This is a genomic window from Paraburkholderia sp. RL17-337-BIB-A (genome assembly GCF_046025895.1).
Lineage (GTDB): Bacteria > Pseudomonadota > Gammaproteobacteria > Burkholderiales > Burkholderiaceae > Paraburkholderia > Paraburkholderia fungorum_C.
This window is the reverse complement of sequence record NZ_JARESY010000002.1, coordinates 2,761,124-2,786,183: the sequence shown is the minus strand read 5'-3', so window position 1 is coordinate 2,786,183 and position 25,060 is coordinate 2,761,124. Positions and strand designations below refer to the sequence as shown.

Sequence of the window (25,060 nt, the reverse complement as noted above, 5' to 3'; positions counted from 1 at the left end):
GATGCGCGGGCAAGCATTGCGCCTGCTGGGATGCGGTAGTTGACGGCAGATCGCCGGGGCAGGCGGCAGCCTGTGCGACGCGCGCTCCCCACTGCGACCTGTGCAAACTGGCCTGACCAGATGCGCGGCAAGTGTATCTGTCGAAGCCTTGCACCGGCCGACAGAATGTTTCGCTTCCGGCTTGGCCCCAGCCGGCGCCCGACCGACCATTCACTCAACCCGCCACACCGGATATCTAGCGATGACCCGACTTCGAATCACCTCCTGCGGCCACGTCTTTACCGCCGAAACGCATCCCGACGCGCCGCAAACGGTGGCCGCCTTTCTGAAGCTGTTGCCGTACCGTCAAAAGATCATCCACGTACGGTGGAGCGGCGAGGGCTGCTGGGTGCCGCTTGGCGACTTCAAACTGGAAAACGACGGCGCCGCGGTCGGGTTCGAAAATCATACGAGCCACCCGTCGGTTGGCGACATCCTGTTCTATCCGGGCGGTTACAGCGAAACGGAGATCATCCTCGCCTACGGTTCGTGCTGCTTCGCAAGCAAGCTGGGCCAGCTTGCCGGCAATCACTTTCTGACCATCGTCGAAGGCCGCGAAAAGCTGCGCGAACTCGGCACCAAGGTGCTGTGGGAAGGCGCACAAGAGGTGCTGTTCGAGAAGATCTGAAGCGGCTCAAACCCTGGTTAATTTTTGTTGCTCAAATCGAGCATACTGGAGGCGCCGTGGCGGCTTGCCCAAGTCCCCACGATCTGCCTCCTGAACGCGATTCGCGGTCCGATCCGGTCGCGTTCGGTAGGGCACGAAACTTTTACTTCGCCGCCAGGCGACGCCAGGTTCCCTACATGACGGATTCGCGCGTACTTCCGTTGGCTGCTTTCGCCGCGCATTTGCGCCAGCAACAGGTCGATTTGACCGAGCGCTGGATGAAGGCGGTGTTCAATGACGTCGAGTTGACCGAATCCGACCGGCTGACCTACGAACAACTCGCCGATCACATACCGAACATCCTCGACGAAATCTGCAGCGTGCTGGAAAGCCAGGATCTCGACGAACTGGAACCCGCGATCAAGCGCGACGCACGCCTGCACGGAAAGCTTCGCTGGAAGCAGGGTTACCAGATCGACGAACTGGTGCGCGAGCTCGATCTGTTCCGGCAGATGCTGACCGGCGCGATCGTCGAGTTCAGCGAGGCGCGGCCGTCGTTCACGCGGCGTCATGAGGAGCGGGCCCGGCATTTCATCGATGAAGCCGTGAGCTTCGTCACGCTGACGTCGATCCGCGAGGTCGTCAGCGAGCGTGACAGGAAGATCGGCGATTACACCGGGCACATCGAGCGCGTCAATCACGAGTTGACGCTCAAGCAACGGCTGGTCGGCGATCTGTACGAATCGCGTATGCAGATCACGCGCAGCGTCGTGCACGATCTGCGCAACTTCCTCAATGTGTTTTCGATGGCGCTGCAACTGATCAGCCGCGCGCCGGCGAAGATCGACACCGCGCTCGCACTGGCGAACCGCCAGGCGGCCGACATGAAATCGCTGGTCGACGAACTGGTCGAATACTCGGTGGTGCTCGGGGATACCAACCCGGTGACGACTGAGCGCTTTGCGTTGCGCGAACTATTCGATGAACTGGTGGCCTCGTGCGGACCGGCGATCGAAGCGAAGGGCTTGCGCCTCGAGGCCGCCTTCGACGGCGAGCTGGACACCGTGGTCTCCAATCGGCTGAAGCTCAAGCAGGTCGCGCTCAACCTGTTGACTAACGCCGCGAAATATACCAAGGCGGGCCAGGTTGAACTGGCCATGTCCGCCGCGCAGCACGACCGTTGGTGTTTGCGGGTGTCGGATACGGGCGTGGGGATTCGCGCGTCGGATCGTGAGCGTGTGTTCAAGGAATTCGAGCGCGCCACCGCGGACGACATTCCCGGCGCCGGTCTCGGTCTGGCCATCGTCAAGGAACTGTGCCGGATCCTGGGCGGAGAGATCCGTTTCGACTCGCAGGAAGGCGAGGGGACGATCTTCGAGATTACGTTTCCGGTGCGCCTCGACAGTTAGTCATGTCTATCCCGGCGAGCGGCATCCGACCGCCCGCTGATCTTTCCGTTCGATCCTCGTTCGATGCGGTGTCACGTCGCTAGCTCAATGCCCGTCGTCCTGGTTTAAGAAACATTAAGAGTGCTTCTTAACACTACCTAAAAATATCCCGGTTGATTTAAGACGTTTGGCACTTTGCGTCCTAAACGGGGTATGTCGTTTGTACTTATTCAAGCTAAAAAATCGCTTTTAGGAGTTTTCGTATTTCACCATCATGCGAGTGAACGGCAAACTATGGACGTCGCGTTTGTCGACCAGGTGAAGGCGCGATGCATCCTTAAGTTTGTCGGCGTGTGAGTACATATGTATGGCAGCCATCTCGTCGGTTGGCGGCAAACTAGCGGCATCGCGTTTGTCGCTTGGTCGAAAGCGCGCTGCATTCTTAAGTTTCTCAGCGTTTGAGCTAGATATTTAGGATGTCGTAAGAAAAATCTTGGCAGATCGATTCGATAAAAAGATTGGGAGGAATGTTGAATAAGACTTACAAGACCGTTTGGAATAAAACGACCCGCACGTACGTCGCCGCATCGGAGGTGGCGAAGCGCCGTGGCGCGAAGAGCGCGTCGGCATGTGGGGCGCTGGTGGCAGCTGGGGCCGGGTTGTTGGGTGGATTGGCGTTTGCGTTGCCGGTGAGTGCGGCGGAGTGTGAGGCGAGCAGCGCAGATTGTGCTGCGGCGGTTGGAGCATTGGGCCCCGTGCTTCCGCTGAGCAGCAGCGCCTCGGACAAGCCCCTCAATGCAGTTATGAACGCGCCTGCCGGGACGGCCGCTGACCTGTTGGCGGCAGTCTCTCAGTCACGTGTGTCCACGGTGAATACTTCCAGATTGCTGAGCGCGGCCGCTGTGGCTTCAGCAGACGACGTATCGGTCACGCAGTACATCGCCGTCAGTCCCGTGATTACGCCGGCGTTGACAACGACAGCGCTATATGGAGAGAACGCCATGGCGGTCGGTGTCGGAGCGACTGCGTTAGGTGACGGCTCACTGGCGGTGGGTGCGAGTTCGGGCGCGGCGTTGAGTAGTGCCACCGCGGTGGGCTCAGGGGCAGGGGCGCTTGCGCTGAATTCAACGGTTGTGGGCGCCGGCGCCACGACGAATTCCTTCGCTGACAATGGCGTCGCGATCGGTTATCTCGCGAAGGTACAGAATGCCAATGCGTTAGCGATCGGCACGAACGTTCAGACGAATGCGGAAGATTCCATCGCCGCAGGGAGTAATGCGTTTATTGCAACGGCCGCTGCAAAGGCGATTGCATTCGGCTCCGGCGCGAGCGCCAGCGCCGCTGGCTCCGTGGCGTTGGGCGCCGATTCCACGGCCGACCGCCCCAATGTTGTCTCCGTGGGCAATGGCACCTCGCAGCGCCAGATCGTCAATGTCGCAGCCGGCACCCAGAACAATGATGTCGTTAATATCTCCCAGCTGAAAGGCACGATGGCTGCGATGGGTGGCGGGGCGGGCGTTGCCGCGGACGGTACGGTCACGAAGCCAACATACGCAATCGGAAGTGGGACCTATAACGACGTCGGCGCGGCGTTGTCCGCTCTGGCCGTCACTGGCGAGGCCGCGACAGCCGACTCGGTTCAGTACGACTCGACCTCGCATGACACAGTGACCTTGGGCAACACCGGCACTCCGGTTCGAGTCACCAACGTGGGCGCCGGAGCACTCTCCGCCAACAGTCTGGACGCCGTGAACGGTTCACAACTGTTTGCGACCAACGAGACCGTGGCGCAGAACACCAGCGACATTGCCGCCAACACCGGCAGCATCACCAACCTCGATCAGCGCGTTACCGACAACACCACTAATATCACCAACCTCGACGCGCGCACCACGACGATCGAAGGCGACGTGAGCAACATCACCAATCAGATCACGAACGGCGAGATCGGGCTTGTCCAGCAGGATCAGGCGTCGCGCACTCTCACGGTGGCCAGGGATACCGACGGTGCCAGCGTCGATTTCACCGGCACGGGCGGCGCACGCGAGCTGACGGGTATCGCGGCGGGCACCACGGATACGTCCGCGGTCAATGTCGGCCAGCTCAAGCCCGTGGTGGCCGCGCTCGGCGGCGGCGCGCAGATCAATGCCGACGGTTCGCTCAGCGGTCCCACGTATCACATGCAAGGCGGTACGCAAACTACAGTTGGCGATGCGCTCGGTTCGCTCGACAGCGGGCTCACCACCTTGCAGCAAAACATGGAGACCGGCGGCATCGGCCTCGTCACGCAAGATTCCGTGTCCCGCATCATCAACGTCGGCGCGACGACGGACGGCGCCCTCATCAACATGGCCGGCACGGCGGGCAATCGGGTGGTCACCGGCGTGGCGTCCGGCGCGGTCAACGCCGCCAGCACCGATGCGATCAACGGTTCGCAACTCTATGCGCACGCAGCGAGCACGGCGGTGGCGCTCGGCGGCGGCTCGACGGTCAATCCGGACGGCTCGGTGACGGCGCCGTCGTACAGCGTGGGTGGCACGGTCGTGAACAACGTCGGCAGTGCGATCACCAATCTGGACGGCCGCGTGACGCAGAACAGCAGTGATATTGCCGGACTGCAAACCACGATCAACAACATCAGCGGTTCGGTGGCGAACGCGGTTCAGTACGACAGTTCCGCGCACGACAAGGTCACACTCGGCGGCACGGCAGCCAACGCGTCGAGGGTCACGCTCACCAACCTGCAGGACGGTGACGTATCGGCCACCAGCACCGATGCCGTCACCGGCGCGCAACTCTGGAGCACCAACCAGCAGCTCGGCAGCCTCGGTCAGCAGCTTGTCAATATCAATCAGGTGGTCCAGAACAACGCAGTCACCGGCAACGCCTTCGTCGCCGTCAACAGCACAGGCAACGCGGCGCAGGCAATCGGCAACAGTTCGGTGGCGATCGGCGGCGGCGCCAAAGCGAGTGCGCCGAACTCGGTCGCGATCGGCGAGGGCTCGGTTGCCGATCTGTCGAACACGGTTTCGGTCGGTTCGGCGGGCAACGAACGCCGCATCACCAACGTCGCGGCGGGACAGGCGCCCAGCGACGCCGTCAACATGCAGCAGTTCCAGGGCGGCATGAACGAGGTGGCGCGCAACGCGTATTCGGGCACGGCGTCGGCTATCGCGTTGACCATGGTTCCGGAGGTCGATGCGGGCAAGAACCTCGCGATCGGTGTCGGAACCGCCGGCTATAAGGGCTATCAGGCGGTGGCGGTGGGCTTGTCGGCCCGGGTCACGCAGAGCCTCAAGGTGAAGCTCGGTGCGGGCATCAGTTCTGCCACGACGACAGTCGGCGCCGGTGCGGCGTACCAGTGGTAGCCGGGCAAGAAGGGTGAGAGAACGCGCGCGGTTTGCGCGCGCGTCGTCAAGCTTTTCTCGCACCCCGCACGTTCGATCGTGCGGGGTGGTGCGGTGCAACGCTTACTCGAACAGCTTCATCGCTTGCGAGAGCGTATTGACCACGCCCCATGCCAGCGGCAGCGTCACATACAGCCAGAAGACGACGAGTTTGACTTTGTTGGTCGGATGAACGGCTTGAATCGTCGACATACGGGTCTCCTTAGGCGCCTTTGGCGAGTTGTGCGTCGTTCATGTGGTGCTTGTCGTCCACGCGCTTGACGAGCAGGTTGCAGACAAAGCCGATCACCAGCAGCACCACCATGATGTGGATCGTCATCGTGTAGGCATCTGCCTTGGCAACGCCGTGCGCCACTTGATATGCACGGATGTAGTTCACCAGCACGGGACCCGCGACACCCGCTGCGGCCCAGGCCGTCAGCAAGCGGCCGTGAATACCGCCGACGAACGCAGTGCCGAACATGTCCGCGAGATACGCGGGCACCGTCGCGAAGCCGCCGCCGTACATCGACAGGATCACGCAGTACGCGAGCACGAACAGGGCAATCTGGCCGGATGCGGCGAAGCCGGGTACGAGGTAGTACAGCACGGCGCCGAGCGCGAAGAAGATGAAGTAGGTGTTCTTGCGGCCGACCCAGTCCGAAGCCGAGGCCCACACGAAACGGCCGCCCATGTTGAACAGCGACAGCAGACCGACGAAACCCGCCGCCGCGGCAGCTGTGACGGTGTCCTTGAAGCTCTCCTGAATCATCACCGAAGCCTGGCCGAGAATGCCGATGCCGGCCGTCACGTTCAGGAACAGCACCAGCCAGATCAGATAGAACTGTGGTGTCTTCAACGCCTGATCGATATGCACGTGGTTGCGCGAAATCATCTTCTTCTGGTTGGTCGCGGGCGGCGTCCAGCCGGCCGGCTTCCAGTCTGCCGGCGGCACGCGGATCGCGAGTGCGCCGATCGACATCGAGATGAAGTAGGCAATGCCGAGCACGATGAAGGTCTCGGCCACGCCGATGCTGGTCGCGCTGCGGAAGTGGTTCATCAGCGCCACCGACAAAGGCGCGGCAATCATCGCGCCGCCGCCGAAGCCCATGATCGCCATGCCGGTGGCCATGCCGCGGCGGTCCGGGAACCAGCGGATCAAGGTCGACACCGGCGACACATAGCCCAGGCCGAGTCCGATCCCGCCGATGACGCCGTAGCCGAGATAGAGCAGCGCGATCTGATGCAGGTACACGCCGAGCGCGGAGACCAGGAAGCCGCCGCCGAAGCAGCATGCCGCGGTGAACATCGTGCGGCGCGGGCCGACATGTTCGAGCCACTTGCCGGCAAACGCCGCCGACAAACCGAGGAACACGATCGCCAGCGAAAAGATCCAACCGAGTGAGGTCAACGACCAGTCGTCAGCGGCGGATTGCGTAATGCCGATGACTTTGGTCAGCGGACCGTTGAACACGGAGAAGGCGTACGCCTGGCCGATACAGAGGTGCACGGCGAGGGCCGCGGGCGGGACCATCCAGCGCGAAAAACCCTGCTGCGCAACGGTGGCCTGTTTGGAAAAGAATGGGGCAGAGCCGGAATTCCCGTTCGGCTCGGTGATGCTACTCATGGTCGGTCTCCGTGACGAATGCTTTTGTTATCGGCGCTTTACGTACATTGCTTTAATGCCGCAGCGTAAAGAACGTCGCTCCGCGCGCCGTCAATATATGCATTATGATTTCATATATCGTGTGCGAGTTCGATATAAAACTCGCTGCGACGAACGATATGGCGCGAACGTGGCCTTGGCAATATGAGATGTAAATACATAAGGTATTAGCCTGGTGAAATATGATCGTAATTTTCTGCATTGCGGCAATCCAGCGTGCCGATCAGGAATGAATTACCGGAGTCAAATGTAAGAAGGGGGCCGGCTCGGTGTCTGGAAGATGAGGAATGCGAAGGCACGCGGACAACAGAGAATGCATGCTACCTTCTGTAGACAACCCTAAAACAACATCGACTGATATACTACATACGGAATATTGATTTCTGCGGCGTTGCAGCATATGATTGGGGTCTTCCCTAACTCAATCATTCGGAGCTCCAAATGGAATTTGTTCCTCTCTCGCTGTTTGCCGTTGCTGTCGTGGGTTTAGGCGCTGCCGCCACCGTTCTGTTGACCCACTGGATTCCGCAGTCGGTTGCGCAGCTTGCTGCGCAACATGGCCGGTTCATTGGCTTAGGCGAAGCCGGCGGCATGGCTGCGGCGGCGCCATACCGTGCGCGCGTTCAACAAGAGGCGATGAATGTCGTCAGAACTTCAAACTGAAGCAGTGGCCACACCTTTGACGTTGTCCTTGCAGCCCATCGGCGCGAGCGCGAGCTTGCGCGACCAGGCGTATGCAATGCTCCGCCAGGCCATTGCCGACGCGGATATCTACCAGACTCGCGAGGATATTCGCCTCGACGAACGCGTGCTGAGCGAATCGCTGGGCGTGAGCCGCACGCCGGTGCGCGAGGCAATGACGCTGCTCGAACAGGAAGGTTTTTTGCGCATGGTGCCGCGGCGCGGCATCTATATCGTGCGTAAGAGCAAGCGCGAGATCGTCGAAATGATCCAGATGTGGGCCGCGCTCGAAAGCATGGCGGCGCGTCTTGCCACGCTACATGCCACGGACGCGGAAATCGCCCGCCTGCGCCACATGTTCGACCATTTCCGCGACGCCACGCCGGCCGAGCATATCGCCGAGTATTCGGACGCCAACATCGCGTTTCATCAGGCGATCGTCGAGTTGTCGAAATCGCAGATCATTCTCGACACGATCAAGAACATCTTTATCCACGTGCGGGCAATTCGCCGCATGACCATTTCGCAGAGCGACCGCGCGTCGCGCTCGATCGTTGACCACCTGCGCATCATCGAGGCGTTGGAGCAGCGCGATACCGAGCTTGCCGAGCGGCTTACACGCCAGCATTCGCTCGACCTGGCGGCGTTTGTCGAAGCGAATTGCGATTTTCTGGATTGACGGCGACTTAAGCGCCGGGTTGGCGCTACGGATTGGAAAAGCCTGCAGTGACGTCGTCGCTGCAGGCTTTTTTTATGGGTTAAATCCAATGTGCCGGCGGTGGCAGGGTTAAGCCTCGCTTGACGATCTATGAAATATGGTATGTGATATATCAAACGAGTTCAGGAACCACCCATCCGCGCGAGCGGGCGTTATCGAAGCGGGCGCGTCGGTCGATAACGTTGCACACAAACGATTGATCAGGAGACTTGGCAATGAGCAAAGCACTCGACGGCGTGCGCATTCTCGATTTCACGCATGTGCAATCGGGCCCGACCTGCACGCAATTGCTCGCGTGGTTTGGTGCGGACGTGATCAAGGTGGAGCGGGCCGGTGCCGGCGACATCACGCGCGAGCAACTGCGCGACATCCCCGACGTGGACAGTTTGTACTTCACGATGCTCAATCACAACAAGCGCTCGATCACGATCGATACGAAGAATCCGGAAGGCAAGCTGGTTCTTGAGACGCTGATCGAGCAGTGCGACGTACTGGTGGAGAATTTCGCGCCGGGTGCGCTGGACCGGATGGGTTTCACATGGGAGCGGATTCAGGAATTGAATCCGCGCATGATCGTCGCTTCGGTGAAGGGTTTCGGCCCTGGTCCCTACGAGGACTGCAAGGTCTACGAGAACGTCGCGCAATGCGCGGGCGGCGCGGCTTCGACCACCGGTTTCGACGATGGTCCGCCGGTGGTGAGCGGCGCGCAGATCGGCGACAGCGGCACGGGCTTGCATCTGGCGCTTGGGATTGTCACGGCGCTTTATCAGCGCACGCAAACCGGCCGTGGCCAGAAGGTGCTCGCCGCGATGCAGGACGGCGTGCTCAACCTGTGCCGCGTGAAGTTGCGTGACCAGCAGCGACTCGAACGCACCGGCACGATGAAAGAGTATCCGCAATATCCGAACGGGACGTTCGGTGAAGCGGTGCCGCGCGCGGGCAATGCTTCGGGCGGCGGCCAGCCAGGCTGGATTCTGAAGTGCAAGGGCTGGGAGACTGATCCGAACGCCTATATCTACTTCATCACGCAGGCGCCGGTGTGGGCGAAGATCTGCAACGTGATCGGCAAGGAAGAGTGGGCCACCCATCCGGACTACGCGACGCCTGCCGCGCGCTTGCCGCATCTGAAGGACATCTTCGCCGAGATCGAGCGCTGGACCATGACCAAGTCCAAGTTCGAGGCCATGGAGATCCTCAACAAATACGACATCCCTTGCGGGCCGATTCTGTCGATGAAGGAAATCGCCGAAGAGCCGTCGCTGCGCAAAACCGGCACGATTGTGGAAGTGGATCATCCGACCCGCGGCAAGTATCTGACGGTTGGTAATCCTATCAAACTGTCGGACAGCCCGACCGAAGTCAAACGCTCGCCGCTGCTGGGTGAGCACACCGACGAGGTCATGGCGGAACTCGGCTATTCGCCCGAGCAGATCAGCGCCTTGCGCACTGCCGGCGCGATTTGAGCGCGTAGACGTCTCAGCACGCGCCTGGCGCGGGGCTGATCCGATGCATAGATGATAACGGCGCGATCTTCCTCGCAGCACGCGATCTGGAAGAGCGAAGAGCATCGCGCCGGTTCGCTCAAGGAGCGACGTATGGATACGTGGATGCGTTTCATGTCGAACGGCGGTGGCGTCGTGTTCGGCCGGGTGGAAGGCGGCTATCTGCACGAGTACGAAAGTCTCGATCAACCGGTGCCGACCGGCGCTGTGTTGTCGACACGTGCACTCACGCCGCTCGCGCCTTGTGCGCCCGGCAAGGTCGTCGCGCTGTGGAATAACTATCACGCGCTCGCCGCGAAGCTCGACAAGCCCGTGCCGTCACATCCGCTATTTCTGCTGAAGCCGGCGGGATCGGTGATCGGCTCCGGTGAATCGATCCGGCGGCCGCCCAGTTACGCGGGCAAGATCGTCTACGAAGGCGAACTCGGCATTGTGATCGGGCGGCGCTGCCGCGATGCGAGTGCTGAAGAGGCTGCTGAAGCGATCTTCGGCTATACGCTCATCAACGACGTGACCGCCGCCGAACTGCTGAACGAGAATCCGCACTTCCCGCAGTGGTGCCGGGCAAAAGGTTTCGATACGTTCTGCTGTATCGGCCCCTCGATCGTGTCCGGTTTCGACTGGCGCTCAGCGCGACTCGTCACGATGGTCGACGGTGTGGAGCGGCAGAACTATCCGCTCGACGACATGGTGTTTTCGCCGGCCGAGCAAGTGCGTCTGATTTCGCAGGACCTGACGCTCGAGCCGGGCGATGTGATCGCGTGCGGCACGTCGGTGGGGGTCGGCTCGATCAAGGACGGCGCGACAGTGACGATCTCGATCGAAGGAGTCGGCACATTGAGCAATACGCTGGCTGCTGTGCGCGAGATCGCGCTATGACACGACGGCCGAGGCTCGTTGCGTTGCTCAGCAGCGCCGCAGGGCTTGCTGTCATGTTGGGCGGATTTGCGCGCTATTTGTTGGCGGCGTCGCAGGCGAATCTCGAACGTATCGAGCTTTATGCCGCGGTCTTCATCGGCGCGCTGGTCTTCGCCACGTCCGCAATCGCATTCTGCAAGATGCGCGGTACGTTGGACCTCAGCGCGGCGGCGCATCCGGGCCATGGCATTGTCAGCGTGTCAGCGCTGCTGCTGTGTGGATGGCTCGGCTATGGCTTCGTCACTGAACAGGCGCAGCCGTTCGGACTTGCGGCGCTGCTTGCAATGAGTGTGCTGGCCGCCGCACTGGGCACGCATCTGATGATCAGCCGCGAGTACTCGAAAGATCGCGGTTCACGCATTCATGCGTTCGCCGGACATTGCCAGGGATTAACGGTCGAGCGGCATGGTTTATTGGCGCGCGTCGAATGGCACGGTGGCGAAGAGCAAGCTTGGGCACTGCGCGAGATAACGCCGAAAAGAGTGCGCGCGGCAGCATACCGGCATCGCCGCGGCTGGCATAACACTGGAAACGTAAGCGCGCAAAAGCGCGGGTTTGTCCGTCAACGCACCAGTCACCGTGCGATGTACCGTCAAGGATGAATACACCAACGCGTCGAGCCGCAAACGGAACGCATGGCGGGGTCGTCCCGCCGACACGCTCAATCGCCGGTCGCCGCGAATTCGCGGTAATACCGGGCCTTCTTGCTCAGGATCATCTGGGCAAGAAACTCGGCGTCGTACGCCCTGTGAAGATGGGCGTGAAACCGTTCGATGTAGGCGGTGATGCGCGCGGCTTCACTGGTGAATTCCTTCAACACGTCGAGTGTGGCCTGGTCCCAGCGGAACCGCAGGCCAAGATCGCTGAAGGCCGCGTTGAACGCACTCAGATGAGCGTCATCGGGACTATCCAGGCTCACGCTGGTTGTATGCGTGCTGGCATGAGACTCAACCGAAGCGTGGTTCATGATCGGCCTCCTGGGCTGACAAGTGGAAGAACTCAAGCGAGAGCTCACTTGCAGCATAGGGATGCGGATCAATTTGCAATAATTAAAGTTTTATTGGCTTTGCATAGCCTACTGCTTATAGACGCTCAATTCCTTCACGCGCGTGATTTTCTCGATGAGACTCGCGCCTTCCTCCATCAGGAAACGTTTGAAGGCGACGGCAACCGGCGGCAGGCGCTTGTTCTTCCGATGCACGACGTACCAGTTGAGCATGACGGGAAAGCTCTCGACGTCGAGCACGACCAGATGGCCAAGCTGCAACTCGAGACTGATCGTATGCGCGGACAGGAAGGCAATGCCCATGCCGGCGATGACGGCCTGCTTGATCGTCTCGGTGCTCTTGATCTCCATTGCGATCTTGAGATTGGAGAGACGGCCGGCGAAGCCTTCTTCCATCGAATTCCACGTGTCCGAGCCGCGCTCGCGCACGATGAAGGCCTCGCTCGCCAACTGGCTCATCTTGATGTTGCGTTTGTGCGCGAGCGGATGCGCGGGCGCTGCCACGATGACATAAGGGTGCGGCGCAAACGGCTCGTTGGTGGCGTCGGTTTCGTGCGGCGGGCGCACCATCACCGCGAGATCGGTCTGATTGGTGGCGAGCTGATGCAACAGCTCCTCGCGATTGTGGACGGAGAGATTGAGCACGACGCCCGAGTAGCGCCGCGTGAACTCAGCCAGCACGCGCGGAAAGAAGTAGTCGCCAGCGCTGATCACCGCTACGTTCAGCTTGCCGCCGGAGACACCCTTGAGCTGACCCATCGCCTCGTCGACTTCGTGGAACTGCTGAATGATCGCGCGGCTGTAGTGCAGCATCTCGGTGCCGGCCGGCGTCAGATAGATTTTTTTGCCGAGCTGCTCGAACAGCGGCAGCCCGGCGTGTTCCTCGAGTTGCCGGACCTGGGTGGAGACGGCGGGCTGCGTCAGATGCAGTTCTTCCGCGGCACGCGAGAAGCTCAGGTGGCGCGCTACCGTTTCAAAGACCTTTAGTTGCCGCAGAGTCGCATTGCGCATCGTCATGACCGATGTATAAACAAACGTGAATCAACATAATAACAAACTTTAATTATTAGTAATTCAGCAATGACCCTAGCATGAGTCTGTATAAGAAGCGGAATTGTCGGCGCAACACTCGGGTTAACGCTTGGGTTGAGGCGTGGCGGGGGTAGCAGCGAAAGTTGATGCACTGCCATTGCCTAATTGATCGGAATAAAGAACTGACTTGTAAAAGCAGTCACTCAGGTAAAATGGCTTTTAAATAATTCGAATTGAAGAAAGGCGCAAGTATTAAATATTCCCGGATGGCAAGGCTGTTCGGGTCATAACGATAAGATGAGACGCACGCAGTACGGCGCGACAGCCGCCCGTACTGAATAAATAGCGGAGACAAGGCGCATGGACGATATCAATCAGCAGACCACGGCTCGCGTATTCTGGGCGAATCGTTGGTGGCAGCTCGTCATCGGCATGATGTGCATGGCATTGGTGGCCAATCTGCAATACGCATGGACGTTGTTCGTCACGCCGATGAATGCGCGGCATCACTGGGGCGAAGCATCCATTCAACTCGCCTTCGCGATTTTCATACTCACTGAAACGTGGCTCGTGCCGGTGGAGGGCTGGCTGGTCGACAAGTTCGGCCCGCGTCCGGTGGTCGCCGGCGGCGCGATATGCGCCGGTCTCGCGTGGGTCATGAATTCATATGCAACGACCTTGCCGATGTTGTATGTGTCAGCGGTCATTGCCGGGATCGGCGCGGGCGGCGTGTACGGCACCTGTGTGGGTAATGCGTTGAAGTGGTTTCCTGATCGCCGCGGTCTTGCGGCCGGTCTGACCGCAGCGGGTTTTGGTGCCGGCGCGGCCGTGACCGTCATTCCGATTGCCAACATGATCACGCGCTCGGGCTACGAGCACACCTTCTTTTTCTTCGGCATTCTGCAAGGCGTATCCATACTTTTGCTCGCGTTGCTGTTGAAGAAGCCGAACCTGCGTCAGCAAGCGGCACCCAAGAAGAAGTTCGCGGTGACCAAGGTCGATTGCACGCCAGGCCAGATGATCAAGACGCCGGTGTTCTGGGTGATGTATGTGTCGTTCGTCGCGGTGGCCGCGGGCGGCTTGATGGCGACCGCGCAAATTGGCCCGATCGCGAAAGACTGGGGGCTCGCACGCATCCCCATGACGATCTTCGGCATGACCTTGCCGCTGCTCACCGCCACGCTTTCCATCGACAACATCTGCAACGGTTTTACTCGTCCGCTGTGCGGTTTCATCTCCGACAAACTCGGCCGCGAAAACACGATGTTCGTGATCTTCATCGGCGAAGGTCTCGCCTTGCTCGGCCTCATGCAGTACGGCAGCAACCCGTATGCGTTCATGACGTTCGCCGCGTTGATCTTCCTGTTCTGGGGTGAGATCTTCTCGATCTTCCCCGCGATTTGCGCCGACACCTTTGGCAGTAAATATGCGGCGGCCAATGCGGGTACGCTTTATACCGCGAAGGGCACGGCCTCACTGATCGTGCCGATTGCGTCGGTGCTGTCGGCCACAGGCGGCTGGAATCTTGTCTTTGTCGTCTCCGCCGTCGTCACGATCGCCGCGGGTATCTCGGCGAAGTTCATTCTTGCGCCCATGCGTTCACGCTGGATCGAATTGCACAACGAGCCCCAGGGCGCGCTGGCGGTTGCCGGCAGCAAGGCCTCGAGGCTGAGTAGTCACTGGCCTGAGCAGACAGGGGAATAGGGTGACAGGTCCACGCCCGGCAGTAACGTTATGAATGTTTCGTTGCAGCAGCTTAAGGTGTTTGTCGCCGTCGCGCGTGAAAGGAGCTTTACGCGCGCGGCACGTGAGTTCGATCTGACGCAGTCGGCAGTGAGCCGCTGTGTGCGCGAACTCGAAGATGCGGTCGAATTGAAACTGTTCGACCGCACGACGCGCCAGGTAGAGCTGACGAATGCGGGCGCGAGTCTGGAGCGAAGAATCGGCCGCCTGCTCGATGAAATCGAGCTGACGCTGCGTGAAGAACGCGCCGCTTATGACGGACACACCGGTGTAGTTGTGCTGGCAAGCAATCCAGTGCTCTCGTCGAGCTGGGTGGCGCACGGGCTTGCGCGTTGTGCGTCGGCATTTCCCGAGCTGATCGTGTCCGTCAAGGATCAACCGCAAAGCGGAGTGCTCGCGAGTGTCGAGCAGGGGGAGGTGGACTTCGGCGTGGTCTCGGTGGCCGAGCCCCTTGGCGGAGACCAGTTGCACGCGCAAGTGGTTTTCACGACGCCACTGCATGTCGTGATGACGCCCGCGCATCCGCTGGCGCGGCAAGCCGGCGTTGAATGGCGTGCGTTGCACGAATGGGCGCTCGTCACGTTGAATGCCGACACCGGCATGCGCGCCGCGCTCGAACTCGCCTTCAACGCACATGGCCTGAAACGGCGGCCGGTGCAGGAACTCGGCCATGTTGCGGCGGTGTTGCGCATGGTCGAATTGGGGCTCGGCGTCGGCGTTTTACCTGTCGACGCACATTGGCTTACACTGGGCACGTCACTCGTGAGCCGACCGCTGGTTCCCGAAATGAATCTGACGACGCTGCTCGTGCATCGCCGCAATCGCTCCCTCAGACCCAACGCCGCGGCGGCATGGGCGCAGCTCGCCTCGCTCGGCGGCGCGCCTGCGCCTTCTGCGGGCGGTACGGCATCGTTCCCTTCGCACGGGTTCACATCTCAGGCAGCGGCACCGGGTGGCGCGATCCTGCACGAACCCTAAGCCTCGTCTCCAGCCACTGGCCTCGGCTGATCCGCCGCCAGTCGGTTCATCCAGCATTGCACAAGGAGCTTCATGATGGAAACTGAAACCGACCTCAGACGCCATGATCTGCTGATCGACGGCAAGCGTTTGCCGCCCGGCACCGGCGAGTATTCCGTCGACATCAACCCTGCGACCGAAGAGCCGATTGCGCTGGTTGCACAAGGCAGCGCTGCCGATGTCGATACCGCGGTCCGCGCGGCGCGTGCCGCATTGAAAGTGTGGAACGCGATACGGGCAGCCGAGCGGGGCCGCATCCTGGCGCGTCTCGCCGGTCTGATGCGCGCGAATCTGGAAGAGCTCGCGGCGCTCGAAAGCGTTGACGCTGGCAAGCCGATCTCGGCGGTGATGCGCCAGGATATTCCGGCAGCGATCGATACGCTCGAATACTACGCAGGCTGGTGCGACAAGATCAACGGGCAAGTGGTGCCGGTGCGTCCCGATGCGTTGACGTACACGTTGTGCGAACCGGTCGGCGTGGTCGCCGCGATCGTGCCGTGGAATTTCCCGTTGATGATAGGTATGTGGAAAATCGCACCTGCGCTGGCCTGCGGTTGCACACTGATCGTCAAGCCTGCGGAGATTACGCCGCTAACCGCGTTGCGCATCGGCGAACTCGCGCTCGAAGCGGGAATTCCACCGGGAGTACTGAATATCGTCACCGGAAAGGGGCGAGTGGTCGGCGATGCGCTGGTGGCGCATCCGGGCATCGACAAAGTGACGTTCACAGGCTCGCCTGCCGTGGGACGCGGCATTCTGCAGGGCGCGGCCAGCAACTTCAAGCGCGTCACGCTTGAGCTCGGCGGCAAGTCGGCAAACCTGATCTTCCCGGATGCAAATCTCGACAATGCCGTGCGCGCCGCGGCGTCGGGGATTTTCTTCAACACCGGCCAGGTGTGTTCGGCGGGCTCGCGCATTCTTGCTCATCGCGACGTTTACGACGAAGTGGTCGAGCGTCTCGCGGCGCGTGCGAAGGCGATCAAGGTTGGCGATCCGGCGGCGAGCGAAACGTCGATGGGGCCGCTCATCTCCGCGGCACAGATGAAGACCGTGCTCGGCTATGTCGAGACAGGGCGTTCTGAAGGCGCGTCGCTCGTGACCGGCGGCGCGCGCGTGGGCGAGCGTGGCTTTTTCGTCGAGCCGACGGTATTCGCCAACGTCGAGCATGAAATGCGCATTTCGCAGGAGGAGATCTTCGGGCCGGTAGCCACCGTGATTCGCTTCAACGACGAAGCCGATGCGATCCGTATCGCCAATGGCACGTTGTATAGCCTCGCGGCCGGGGTATGGAGCGCGGATATTGGCCGCGTGCATCGGGTTGCGCGTGACCTGAAAGCCGGCACCGTATGGATCAATACCTACGGCTATACCGACGTGCGTTTGCCTTGGGGCGGTTCCGGCGATTCCGGTTTTGGCCGCGAGCACGGTGACGTGGCGATTGAAAACTTCACCGAACCGAAGGCGGTGTGGCTGGCGATCGACCAGTAGCGGTGTAAAAGAAAGGATCGAACGCGCGTGGCGTTCGATCCTTTTGTGAAAGCTTATGACGTGTTGCTCGCAGCGTGAATGAGCGTTCAATCGCCCTGCAAGGCCATCCGTTCACGCAGTTTGATCAGCGCGAGCACGACGTCGATAGTCGGCGTGGGCTCGGCAACGAGGCGGCCCATTTCCTGCACCACCGTCAGTAGCGGATCGATCTCCATCGGACGTCGGTTCTCAAGATCGACCAGCGTCGAGGTCTTATGTGCGCCGACCGCGCCCGCGCCGTCGATGCGTTTTTCCACATCGACACGAAAATGCACGCCGAACTGATCCGCAATGCGCTTGGCTTCGAGCATCATCGTGCGCGATACCGCACGTGTGCCAGGGTCGCTGGTGAGGACATCGAGCGTGGCGTGAGTCAATGCGCTGATCGGATTGAAGCACAGGTTGCCCCACAGCTTGAGCCAGATTTCGTCGCGGATATTGTCGCGGATCGGCGCATCGAAACCGGCCGCCTGCATGATCTCGTGCAATTGCTGAATGCGCGGCGTGCGTTCGCCGCTCGGCTCGCCGATCGGGAATTTCTTGCCGTACACGTGCTTGATGACGCCCGGTTCGACAATCTCCGCGGCGGGATACAGCACACAGCCGATCGCGCGTTCGGGGCCGAGCTTGTTCCATTGGCTGCCGTCCGGATCGATGCTGGCGAGGCGCGTGCCGGCGAATTTTCCGCCGTGCTGGTAAAAGTACCAATAGGGAATGCCATTGACGCCGGTGACGATCGCCGTGTGCTTGCCGAGGAGCGGCTGCATGGCGTCGACCACGCCGGGCAATGAGTGCGCCTTGAGCGTGACGATCACGACATCCTGCACACCGAGTTCGGCTGGGTTGGACGTGCAGCGTACCGGCGCGCTGAACGTTTCACCGTCCATGATCAGCCGCGCGCCGTGTTCGCGCATCGCCGCGAGATGCGCGCCGCGCGCGATGAAACTCACGTCCGCGCCGGCGCGCGCCAGTTGCACGCCCATTAAACCGCCGATCGCTCCTGCTCCGAAGATACAGATCTTCATGATGCCGCCCCTGTGACGATGAGAAGTAGCTTGCCCGATGCCGCATATTAGCCTTGCCGCGGTAGCGGGTCACTCTTTGAGCATACGGGCGCAGGACGATTACTGCTAGTTAAAGTTTCTGCGCTAATTCATTAGCAATCGTTTATATATGTGCAGACGCGCCCGGTTACCGTGCCTCGGGTCAAAATGGTCAGTGACAAGCCTGTTCGGCCGAGCGTCAGCAGCGAGATGGTTCGGTAAGCTTAATATTGCATTTCCGGCAACGACGACTACGTCCGCCGAACCAGCAGAAAGCTCGCGCCGATCACCGCCAGGAACGCCCCGCAGCAGCGGTTGAACCAGCGGCGAACCCTGGTGCGAACCAGCCACTTGCCAAGATGCATGCCTGCCCACGAATAAAGCGCGATCGCCACCCATTCGAGTACCAGAAAGCTCGCGCCGAGCACCGCGAACTGCGGCAGCATTGGTTTGGCGATATCGACGAACTGCGGCAAAAATGCGGTGAAAACCAGAATCGCCTTGGGATTGCCCGCCGCCACGAGGCATTCCTGCCGCGCGATCCGCCACAGCGAGGCGTCGTCCTGCCGGGTCGTATCGATGGCCGGAGCGTCGCTGCGCCACAACTGGATCGCAAGCCAGATCAGATAGGCGGCGCCGGCCAGTTTGATCGCCAGAAAGAACCACTCGGATGCGTGCAGCACGACGGCGAGTCCGGTCGCGGCCAGCACCAGCATCAACGCGAACGCGACAAGGCGGCCGGTGCCGCCGACGAACGCCGTCATAAAGCCGTGACGCGCGGCGACGTTGATCGATAGAAGATTGTTCGGGCCGGGCGCGAGGTTGATCGCGAAGCAGGCGGGCAGGAAGAACAGCCAGGCGGTGATGGACATGACAGCTCGCACGGAGAAGGGGACGTGAGTGCAACGAATCGGGCGCGTGAAATGGCGAAGCGGCAAGCACCGGTGATGTCCTGATTTCGCGTTTCCCCGAGATGTGCCAATTGTAGCGAATCGGCGAACGCACCGATTCAGTCCGCCCGCTCAATTCACCGATTTGACGAAGCCTGGGTCGCTGATCAACGCATCTACGCTTAGCTTGACGGTGTCTTCGATGGCGATGATGTTGCTAGTGAATTTAGGCGACTTCTGGCGGACCGTCTTGATGGTTGAGAACACAACTTTCTGGGTCGTGGCGTCGGTCACGACGTAACGCATTTTCAGTGTCCAGAATGCTGGAGAGCGCTCATCGTCTACCGTGAACTTCTCGATGCTGCCGCTCAGAACCTTCCTGCCCTCGGTGAGATGAAAGCCAGCGACCTGCAAGCTGCTGGCAATGCTGTTGCGCACGGTTTCGTTGATATCGTTTTTTAACACGATGCCGGTCATCGCCGTATTTTCGATCCGGTTCGGCGACACCTGGCCGTTGCGAGCCGGTATATAGGCGAAATCGCGGGCGGGGGCAACGCTGAGCCAGCCGGTTGAATGCGTGGCTGCGCGCGGTGGGCTATTCAGGCCGAACCACGACCAGGAGCAGGCGGACAGCATCAACGGTAGTGCGACGACGCCGCAACCCTTGAGCACAGCGGATCTCAGGGCCGGACGCGGGGGACCGAGCGATTGCCGCAGAGACTGGCTCTGTTGCGGCGACTCGGACGCTGTGCTGGAAAAAGCGGCAGTCGAGGTCAGAGGAGTTGCCTTTCAGGTTGGATCATCCCGGTACAGAGCAGCATGGTAACAGCGAGCCGATCCTGTGCCTCCTCTTAACTGAGTAAGGGGCCGGAATGCTCGAACGATCGAAACAGCCACGCTCATCATAACGATCAAAAAAATCCGGCTTTCCCCTGAGTCATATCCACGAGGGCTAACCGGGCATCGTCCACCGCGTTGACGGGCAGCCGGACAGTCATCCTTACCAGCATGCCGTAGACGCTCTCCACGAGTCCGTAACCTTCGGCCTCGATCCATCTGCGCACCTTCGCTTCATCGGCGTAGCTCACTTCGACGATCAGCGTAACCTGGGCAATCCTTTCCACCCGCGGTGCGTCCAATAGGGCCGCAGCAATCGCGTCGGTATACGCGCGCACCAGGCCGCCGGCGCCCAGCTTCACGCCGCCGTAATACCGCACGACGGCCGCCAGCACGCCGTCCAGATCATGATGCCGCAGCACTTCGAGAATGGGCCGGCCCGCGGTTCCGGACGGCTCGCCGTCGTCGGACATGCCTGACTGGCCGCCTGCCAGTAGCGCCCAGCACACGTGCGTCGCGCCCGGATACTCGTCGCGCAGACGCCGCAGCTCGACCATCGCGGCGTCGCGGTCGGCGACGGGAATCGCATGCGCGATGAAACGGCTCTTACGAATCTCCAGTTCGGCGGAGAGCGGCGCGGGCAAGGTGTAAGTGGGCAAGGCAAAGACTTCAGTGGATGAAAAGATGCGGGCCTCATGCATGGCCACATGCGGATCTCATGCGTGGGTCTCACGCGGCCCTGTGCCCGCAATGGTAACGGATCGCCAATAGGTAATCGGCATTCGTCTACAATCGTCCGCTGAACGCGCGCCGCCCGGCTGCACCGGGCGCACCCCCCAGGAGACAACATGCTTGATTTTTCCACGCTAGGAACGTTCGTTGCCGTTGTATTAGGGCTCTTTCTGATTCCCGGTCCGGCCGTGCTGCTGGTTTTGACGCGTACGGTGCACGGTGGGCGCAAGGCGGGCATACTCACCGGTCTCGGTATCGCGGTGGGCGATTTCATCCACACCTTGGGTGCAGCGGTCGGGCTGTCCGCCCTGCTGATGACATCGGCGCTAGCTTTCAATGCCGTGAAATTCGTCGGCGCCGCCTATCTCGTCTATCTCGGTGTTCGCGCCTTGCGCGAGAAGCAGGCGAGCGCGCATTTGCCGGCGGTGGCGCCGGTATCCGCTTCTAAAGCCTTCTTTCAGGCGATCCCTGTCGAAGTGTTGAATCCCAAGACCGCGCTGTTTTTCCTCGCGTTCCTGCCGCAGTTCGTTAGTCCTGAGCACGGCTCCACATTCCTGCAGTTCACGACACTGGGACTCATCTTCGTCGGCATGAGCGCGCTTTATACGACGCTCATCGTGCTGACCATTCGTCCGCTGGGCAAACTCGTCAAGCGCCTGACCTGGCTTAGCCGCTGGCAAAACAAGTTCATCGGCGTGCTGTTCATTTCGCTTGGCCTGCGCGTCGCCACGCAAACGCGCTGACGAGTCCGGAGGCGGCCGCATGCTTTTTTGGGTTCGGGCGCGCGGAAATACGTTGCCACGTTCGCGCTAGATATTCCGGCGCTGCCGTCTCAGGCGGCCTTCGCGCGCGTATTCCATCTGGCCCTCGGTGCGCACGGCGAGCCGTTCCTGTTCGGCCCGGCTCATCTGCCGCGTATCGTCGATGTCGCCGACACGCAGCACTTCCTGCGCGATCCGTATGCGTAACGTCATTAAGGGTTCGCCGCGTTCGACCAGCGTGCGGTCGGTGGCGCGCGCTTGCTGGACGCCGCTGTCGATCAGGTCGCGCAGCTCCAGCAGTGTGAGCCGCTGCCGCTGGATCTCGAGAATGAGCCGCTGGATGGCCTGCTCGTCGCGCGTGCGCCACCAGGCGCGCAGTTCGGCAAGCGTGGGAGGTTCGAAGGGAGGAAGACGCATTGCTCAGACGAAAAATAGTCGGGTAAGGACGCGACGTTGCCGTCGCGTCCTCCCCTAAGAACCGTACGTGCGAGTTTCCCCGCATACGGCTCAAGCCTCAATAAGGCTGGCTCATGCCAACCCGGTCAACGACGTTTGACCAGCATGTGTACCGGCGTTAGGGCCAGACGACCGCATGCGCGTTGCCTTTAGGTAACGTTCTGCGGGAGCGGGACTTGCGGCTTCGGATCGCAGCGCGCTGCGCGAAGTACGTGAACCACTCGGTGTCGTAAGGATTGGCGTCCGATTGGACCTTCGGGTGCCGCTCGATCGGCGTGGCCGACGCTTTTCGAAGCTCCCGGTAGATCGGGGAGCCAGTGTCATCCAGTTCGTCCGTGCGTGCGGCGAACACCCAGTGCCGCAGCCCGAACTGGTGGAAGTAACGCCGGTATACCCAGTGTCCCAGTTTCTTCGGATGGCGTCGTCGCGCCCATTGCCATAACGCGTACCAGATCTGGCTATCCACATAACTGAAGGTTTTCTTCGCTACGATGTGCTGGTGGTACATCGCCCAACCAGTGATGACCGGGTTGAGAGTATCGATGAGTTGCCTTTGCGGAGCGCCCATCAGTTGGCGAATCAGACTCCTGACCTTTTGCAGGAACGCGTGAACGTTCTTGCGCGCCGGTTTGATGAGCAGTTTGCTGCCATATCGCCGGACGTGCTGGCCGAGGAAGTCGTAGCCTTCAGTCAAGTGGGTGATCTTCGTCTTCTCCGGCGCAAGCTCCAACCCTCGTGATGCAAGGAAGGCCGTGACGACTGGAGTAATCTTCTCCTCCAGCACCTCCCGACTTGCCCCAGTGATGACGAAGTCGTCGGCGTATCGCACCATGTTGACTTTGTTGATAGCCCGCTGTGACGCATTCCTGAAGGCGGACGATAACGCCTTGTCCAATCCGTTTAAAGCCAGGTTTGCCAGGACGGGGCTGATGATGCCGCCCTGCGGGGTTCCATCGTTGGTCGGTGCGAAGGTGCCGTCCTTCAGGTAACCAGCCTTCAGCCATTTCTTCAACACAGCCTTGTCCATTGGCACGTTCTGTAAAAGCCACGTGTGGTCAATATTGTCGAAACAGCCGCGGATGTCCGCTTCGAGTATCCACTGAGCTGATACTCGTGCGCCCCGATCTTTTGGGTTGCCGTGGTATCGGGCATTCAGAAAGCACTGTGCTATTGCATCGTGCGTAGATCGCTCTTTGCGGAATCCGTAGGACTGCGCGTCGGAGATCGTTTCCGACACAGGATCGAGCGCGAGCAGGTAAAGCGCCTGCATCGCCCGATCCTGCATCGTCGGGATACTCAGTGGGCGCAGCTTCCCGTTACTTTTCGGAATGTAGATCCGTTTGAGCGGCAGCGGCTTATAGCCACGTCGCTGTAGCGAGCCTATTGCCTTGTATTTGGCATCCGGAGTAGACCACAGCACACCGTCTACGCCCGGGGTACGTTTGCCCTGATTTTCCGTCACGCGTTTCACGGCTAAAGCTTTGCCATGAAACGAGCAGGTCAGCAGCTTTTGCAAGGCTTTCACCTTGTTCCAGCGGCCTTCCTTCGTCGCCTTCACGATACGCGCCTGCATTCTTTTGACCACGCTGCATACCGTGCCCCAGTCAATGCTGTGCCACGACTGTGCATAGTCGGCCAGTGCACACGTCGACTGCCCGTTCATTTGCTTTCCCGCCTTCAAAGTTCATGCTGGTTATCTCGTGATGAGAGACCAGTTGGAAGTCTGCCCACTTTCGTGTCGGGTGATGTCGCAACCCGTATCCGCACCATTACAGCCCGGCATTCGCTTTCTCCAACCCCCTTTACCCACTCCGCCGACAGCGTTCCTCACGGTCGGCCTGCCCAGATGGGCGGCGGGATGGGCTTACCCTGTTCCGCTATTGCAACAAGATGGCGACGGTTCCCTCTTTACGCCGGCGACACGATGTTCTGCGTGCGTCCATAACAGACTGTCCGCACCCGGTCGCGTAGCTTTTGCCCTCAGCCTGACAGCATCTTTGGCTGGACTGTATTCACGACGCTTGCGAGAATTCACTTCCGTTAACCATGCCACCCGAGCCCTTCCGGCTCCCGCGTGATGCTCGCAGGTGTCGCCTTTGCCTCGCGGCTCGGGCCTGGCCTTTCGGCCCCAGTTGGTGTCCTCGATGCGTCGCACCCCGCTGTTACCAGCGACGCACGATCGAGTAGGCTACTGCTGGCAGAACAGCAGGTCTTGTCCAGTTACTATCGGCAAGACAGTTGCGATAGCGACCTTCAGGTCGAACCTGTATATACATACAGTATATCCCGTCTTTTTAGGTCAACGCCTGGCGCGCGTTGCTTGCCTCGCAAGCCCTGCAAAGGGGCGCTACAACGCTCAGGAGAGCGTGAGCATGATGGACATACCTTCCGCCTGGCTAGCGTCCACGTCCTTTCGCTGTGGCTTTGCCCGTTGCCGGTCCAGGTGACGCGCCCGCACTGCCGCATATCAATGCCACCCCGGCGACCGCTGTCGCCCGCAACGACGCACGCGAATCGCCCGCACGGGCGCGCAACGCGAGGCTGTGCAAAATCGCCGACGCGATCCTCGCGAGGAGAGGCGCTTGCGCATCGGCCGCCAGTTCGCCAGTGGCCTGCGCTAGCTTGAAGCGTTTCTCGAAGGCCTCGTCGTAGGTACGCAGTCCCTCGGCCAACGCCGCACGGACCTCGGCGTCATCCACCGCTTCGACCACGGCGGTGCCGATCATGAAGCAGCCGAGCGGATCGCCGTCGGCGGGCAAGTACCAGGCGAGTGCGCCGTCATAAACGCGCAGCAGTGCCTGCGGCAACGGCAGGTCCTCACTGAGCGCATGAACCATCGCGAGCCGGCCCGCCTCGATATAACGTTCGAGCGTGGCCAGATACAACGCATGTTTGTCGCCGAATGCGCCGTACAGGCTCGGGCGGTTCATGCCGGTCGCGGCGCTCAATTGATCCAGCGAGGTGCCCGCGTAGCCGCTACGCCAGAACACGTCTCTTGCATCGGCGAGCGCCTGGTCGGAATCATAGGCACGCGGGCGGCCACGCGGGCGGGTTTCTTTTTTTGTACTGGTCGGCATAAAAATATGGCGTAAGAGATTTATATGCAAAATA

23 protein-coding genes are annotated in these 25,060 nt (G+C 60.7%); 12 read left to right on the top strand and 11 right to left on the bottom strand.

Annotated features, from left to right (window positions below):
* Window positions 1-241: 241 nt before the first annotated feature.
* The 3 genes from P0D84_RS33160 (at window position 242) to P0D84_RS33150 (ending at window position 5,402) form a co-directional block, all read left to right on the top strand.
* Window positions 242-667 carry a DUF3830 family protein gene (locus P0D84_RS33160; protein WP_179738326.1) on the top strand — a complete coding sequence of 142 codons (426 nt, stop codon included), beginning with the start codon at window positions 242-244 and terminating at the stop codon, window positions 665-667.
* Window positions 668-843: 176 nt separating this feature from the next.
* Window positions 844-2,055, top strand: coding sequence for a sensor histidine kinase (locus P0D84_RS33155; RefSeq protein ID WP_408343685.1), 1,212 nt, complete (start codon window positions 844-846; stop codon window positions 2,053-2,055).
* 506 nt (window positions 2,056-2,561) lie between these two features.
* Window positions 2,562-5,402: a YadA-like family protein gene (locus P0D84_RS33150; protein ID WP_408343683.1), complete on the top strand. Its 2,841-nt coding sequence runs from the start codon at window positions 2,562-2,564 to the stop codon at window positions 5,400-5,402.
* Window positions 5,403-5,504: 102 nt separating this feature from the next.
* Here the strand turns inward: P0D84_RS33150 and P0D84_RS33145 are convergent, their stop codons facing one another.
* Window positions 5,505-5,633, bottom strand: coding sequence for an MFS transporter small subunit (locus P0D84_RS33145; protein ID WP_408343681.1), 129 nt, complete (start codon window positions 5,631-5,633; stop codon window positions 5,505-5,507).
* 10 nt (window positions 5,634-5,643) lie between these two features.
* Window positions 5,644-7,047 carry an L-lactate MFS transporter gene (locus P0D84_RS33140; protein WP_408343679.1) on the bottom strand — a complete coding sequence of 468 codons (1,404 nt, stop codon included), beginning with the start codon at window positions 7,045-7,047 and terminating at the stop codon, window positions 5,644-5,646.
* Between the two features lie 480 nt (window positions 7,048-7,527).
* On the opposite strand from P0D84_RS33140, the gene P0D84_RS33135 reads away from it, so the two are divergent.
* From P0D84_RS33135 to P0D84_RS33115, 5 genes are all read left to right on the top strand, one after another.
* Window positions 7,528-7,749, top strand: a complete 222-nt coding sequence (locus P0D84_RS33135; RefSeq protein ID WP_408343677.1) for a hypothetical protein — start codon at window positions 7,528-7,530, stop codon at window positions 7,747-7,749.
* A complete protein-coding gene (locus tag P0D84_RS33130) occupies window positions 7,727-8,446 on the top strand; it encodes a GntR family transcriptional regulator (RefSeq protein WP_408343675.1) in 720 nt (239 codons plus the stop codon). Before P0D84_RS33135 ends, P0D84_RS33130 begins: the two co-directional genes overlap by 23 nt.
* Before the next feature lie 254 nt (window positions 8,447-8,700).
* Window positions 8,701-9,948: a formyl-CoA transferase gene (gene frc, locus P0D84_RS33125; protein WP_408343673.1), complete on the top strand. Its 1,248-nt coding sequence runs from the start codon at window positions 8,701-8,703 to the stop codon at window positions 9,946-9,948.
* A gap of 132 nt (window positions 9,949-10,080) precedes the next feature.
* Window positions 10,081-10,866 carry a fumarylacetoacetate hydrolase family protein gene (locus P0D84_RS33120; protein ID WP_408343671.1) on the top strand — a complete coding sequence of 262 codons (786 nt, stop codon included), beginning with the start codon at window positions 10,081-10,083 and terminating at the stop codon, window positions 10,864-10,866.
* Entirely contained in the window at window positions 10,863-11,507 is a 645-nt protein-coding gene (locus tag P0D84_RS33115) for an NAD(P)(+) transhydrogenase (Re/Si-specific) subunit beta (RefSeq protein WP_408343669.1), read from the top strand. The genes P0D84_RS33120 and P0D84_RS33115 overlap by 4 nt, the downstream gene beginning before the upstream one ends.
* Window positions 11,508-11,566: 59 nt before the next feature.
* On the opposite strand, the gene P0D84_RS33110 is transcribed toward P0D84_RS33115, so the two are convergent.
* Complete coding sequence (locus P0D84_RS33110) at window positions 11,567-11,872, bottom strand: HAD family hydrolase (RefSeq protein WP_408343667.1); 306 nt, start codon at window positions 11,870-11,872, stop codon at window positions 11,567-11,569.
* Between the two features lie 108 nt (window positions 11,873-11,980).
* On the bottom strand, window positions 11,981-12,928 hold the full coding sequence (locus P0D84_RS33105; protein ID WP_408343665.1) for a LysR family transcriptional regulator: 948 nt from the start codon (window positions 12,926-12,928) through the stop codon (window positions 11,981-11,983).
* A gap of 375 nt (window positions 12,929-13,303) precedes the next feature.
* Between P0D84_RS33105 and oxlT the strand changes: the two genes are divergently transcribed.
* From oxlT to P0D84_RS33090, 3 genes are all read left to right on the top strand, one after another.
* The gene (gene oxlT, locus P0D84_RS33100; RefSeq protein ID WP_408343664.1) at window positions 13,304-14,647 is read left to right on the top strand and encodes an oxalate/formate MFS antiporter; all 1,344 of its coding nucleotides are present in this window, start codon (window positions 13,304-13,306) and stop codon (window positions 14,645-14,647) included.
* 30 nt (window positions 14,648-14,677) lie between these two features.
* Window positions 14,678-15,664: a LysR family transcriptional regulator gene (locus P0D84_RS33095; protein ID WP_408343662.1), complete on the top strand. Its 987-nt coding sequence runs from the start codon at window positions 14,678-14,680 to the stop codon at window positions 15,662-15,664.
* Between the two features lie 75 nt (window positions 15,665-15,739).
* Window positions 15,740-17,191, top strand: a complete 1,452-nt coding sequence (locus P0D84_RS33090) for an aldehyde dehydrogenase family protein (protein ID WP_408346217.1) — start codon at window positions 15,740-15,742, stop codon at window positions 17,189-17,191.
* An 86-nt stretch (window positions 17,192-17,277) separates the two neighbouring features.
* On the opposite strand, the gene P0D84_RS33085 is transcribed toward P0D84_RS33090, so the two are convergent.
* From P0D84_RS33085 to P0D84_RS33070, 4 genes are all read right to left on the bottom strand, one after another.
* Complete coding sequence (locus tag P0D84_RS33085) at window positions 17,278-18,255, bottom strand: 2-dehydropantoate 2-reductase (protein WP_408343660.1); 978 nt, start codon at window positions 18,253-18,255, stop codon at window positions 17,278-17,280.
* Between the two features lie 269 nt (window positions 18,256-18,524).
* Window positions 18,525-19,145 (bottom strand): LysE family translocator, encoded by a 621-nt coding sequence (locus P0D84_RS33080; protein WP_408343658.1) that lies wholly within the window; start codon window positions 19,143-19,145, stop codon window positions 18,525-18,527.
* A gap of 150 nt (window positions 19,146-19,295) precedes the next feature.
* On the bottom strand, window positions 19,296-19,799 hold the full coding sequence (locus tag P0D84_RS33075) for a hypothetical protein (protein ID WP_408346214.1): 504 nt from the start codon (window positions 19,797-19,799) through the stop codon (window positions 19,296-19,298).
* A gap of 275 nt (window positions 19,800-20,074) precedes the next feature.
* Window positions 20,075-20,701, bottom strand: coding sequence for an IMPACT family protein (locus tag P0D84_RS33070; protein ID WP_408346211.1), 627 nt, complete (start codon window positions 20,699-20,701; stop codon window positions 20,075-20,077).
* Between the two features lie 147 nt (window positions 20,702-20,848).
* Here P0D84_RS33070 and P0D84_RS33065 point away from each other — a divergent pair, with 147 nt between their 5' ends.
* Entirely contained in the window at window positions 20,849-21,475 is a 627-nt protein-coding gene (locus P0D84_RS33065; protein ID WP_408343656.1) for a LysE family translocator, read from the top strand.
* Between the two features lie 66 nt (window positions 21,476-21,541).
* Here P0D84_RS33065 and P0D84_RS33060 read toward each other — a convergent pair whose 3' ends face one another.
* The 3 genes from P0D84_RS33060 to P0D84_RS33050 all read right to left on the bottom strand — a co-directional run bounded on the left by P0D84_RS33060 (window position 21,542) and on the right by P0D84_RS33050 (window position 25,026).
* A complete protein-coding gene (locus P0D84_RS33060; RefSeq protein ID WP_408343654.1) occupies window positions 21,542-21,910 on the bottom strand; it encodes a hypothetical protein in 369 nt (122 codons plus the stop codon).
* A 157-nt stretch (window positions 21,911-22,067) separates the two neighbouring features.
* A complete protein-coding gene (gene ltrA / locus P0D84_RS33055) occupies window positions 22,068-23,612 on the bottom strand; it encodes a group II intron reverse transcriptase/maturase (RefSeq protein WP_408343652.1) in 1,545 nt (514 codons plus the stop codon).
* A gap of 733 nt (window positions 23,613-24,345) precedes the next feature.
* Window positions 24,346-25,026 carry a TetR/AcrR family transcriptional regulator gene (locus tag P0D84_RS33050; protein WP_408343650.1) on the bottom strand — a complete coding sequence of 227 codons (681 nt, stop codon included), beginning with the start codon at window positions 25,024-25,026 and terminating at the stop codon, window positions 24,346-24,348.
* Window positions 25,027-25,060 lie beyond the last annotated feature (34 nt).

Excerpts from the sequence above, each read along its gene's own strand:
- P0D84_RS33135 (WP_408343677.1), top strand. The coding sequence starts at position 7,528 with ATGGAATTTGTTCCTCTCTCGCTGTTTGCCGTTGCTGTCGTGGGTTTA.
- P0D84_RS33120 (WP_408343671.1), top strand. The coding sequence starts at position 10,081 with ATGGATACGTGGATGCGTTTCATGTCGAACGGCGGTGGCGTCGTGTTC.
- P0D84_RS33115 (WP_408343669.1), top strand. The coding sequence starts at position 10,863 with ATGACACGACGGCCGAGGCTCGTTGCGTTGCTCAGCAGCGCCGCAGGG.
- P0D84_RS33085 (WP_408343660.1), bottom strand. The coding sequence starts at position 18,255 with ATGAAGATCTGTATCTTCGGAGCAGGAGCGATCGGCGGTTTAATGGGC.
- P0D84_RS33065 (WP_408343656.1), top strand. The coding sequence starts at position 20,849 with ATGCTTGATTTTTCCACGCTAGGAACGTTCGTTGCCGTTGTATTAGGG.
- P0D84_RS33130 (WP_408343675.1), top strand. The coding sequence starts at position 7,727 with ATGTCGTCAGAACTTCAAACTGAAGCAGTGGCCACACCTTTGACGTTG.
- P0D84_RS33060 (WP_408343654.1), bottom strand. The coding sequence starts at position 21,910 with ATGCGTCTTCCTCCCTTCGAACCTCCCACGCTTGCCGAACTGCGCGCC.
- P0D84_RS33140 (WP_408343679.1), bottom strand. The coding sequence starts at position 7,047 with ATGAGTAGCATCACCGAGCCGAACGGGAATTCCGGCTCTGCCCCATTC.
- P0D84_RS33155 (WP_408343685.1), top strand. The coding sequence starts at position 844 with ATGACGGATTCGCGCGTACTTCCGTTGGCTGCTTTCGCCGCGCATTTG.
- frc (WP_408343673.1), top strand. The coding sequence starts at position 8,701 with ATGAGCAAAGCACTCGACGGCGTGCGCATTCTCGATTTCACGCATGTG.
- P0D84_RS33080 (WP_408343658.1), bottom strand. The coding sequence starts at position 19,145 with ATGTCCATCACCGCCTGGCTGTTCTTCCTGCCCGCCTGCTTCGCGATC.
- P0D84_RS33070 (WP_408346211.1), bottom strand. The coding sequence starts at position 20,701 with ATGCATGAGGCCCGCATCTTTTCATCCACTGAAGTCTTTGCCTTGCCC.
- oxlT (WP_408343664.1), top strand. The coding sequence starts at position 13,304 with ATGGACGATATCAATCAGCAGACCACGGCTCGCGTATTCTGGGCGAAT.
- P0D84_RS33145 (WP_408343681.1), bottom strand. The coding sequence starts at position 5,633 with ATGTCGACGATTCAAGCCGTTCATCCGACCAACAAAGTCAAACTCGTC.
- ltrA (WP_408343652.1), bottom strand. The coding sequence starts at position 23,612 with ATGAACGGGCAGTCGACGTGTGCACTGGCCGACTATGCACAGTCGTGG.
- P0D84_RS33095 (WP_408343662.1), top strand. The coding sequence starts at position 14,678 with ATGAATGTTTCGTTGCAGCAGCTTAAGGTGTTTGTCGCCGTCGCGCGT.
- P0D84_RS33160 (WP_179738326.1), top strand. The coding sequence starts at position 242 with ATGACCCGACTTCGAATCACCTCCTGCGGCCACGTCTTTACCGCCGAA.
- P0D84_RS33105 (WP_408343665.1), bottom strand. The coding sequence starts at position 12,928 with ATGACGATGCGCAATGCGACTCTGCGGCAACTAAAGGTCTTTGAAACG.
- P0D84_RS33090 (WP_408346217.1), top strand. The coding sequence starts at position 15,740 with ATGGAAACTGAAACCGACCTCAGACGCCATGATCTGCTGATCGACGGC.
- P0D84_RS33110 (WP_408343667.1), bottom strand. The coding sequence starts at position 11,872 with ATGAACCACGCTTCGGTTGAGTCTCATGCCAGCACGCATACAACCAGC.
- P0D84_RS33075 (WP_408346214.1), bottom strand. The coding sequence starts at position 19,799 with ATGCTGTCCGCCTGCTCCTGGTCGTGGTTCGGCCTGAATAGCCCACCG.
- P0D84_RS33150 (WP_408343683.1), top strand. The coding sequence starts at position 2,562 with ATGTTGAATAAGACTTACAAGACCGTTTGGAATAAAACGACCCGCACG.
- P0D84_RS33050 (WP_408343650.1), bottom strand. The coding sequence starts at position 25,026 with ATGCCGACCAGTACAAAAAAAGAAACCCGCCCGCGTGGCCGCCCGCGT.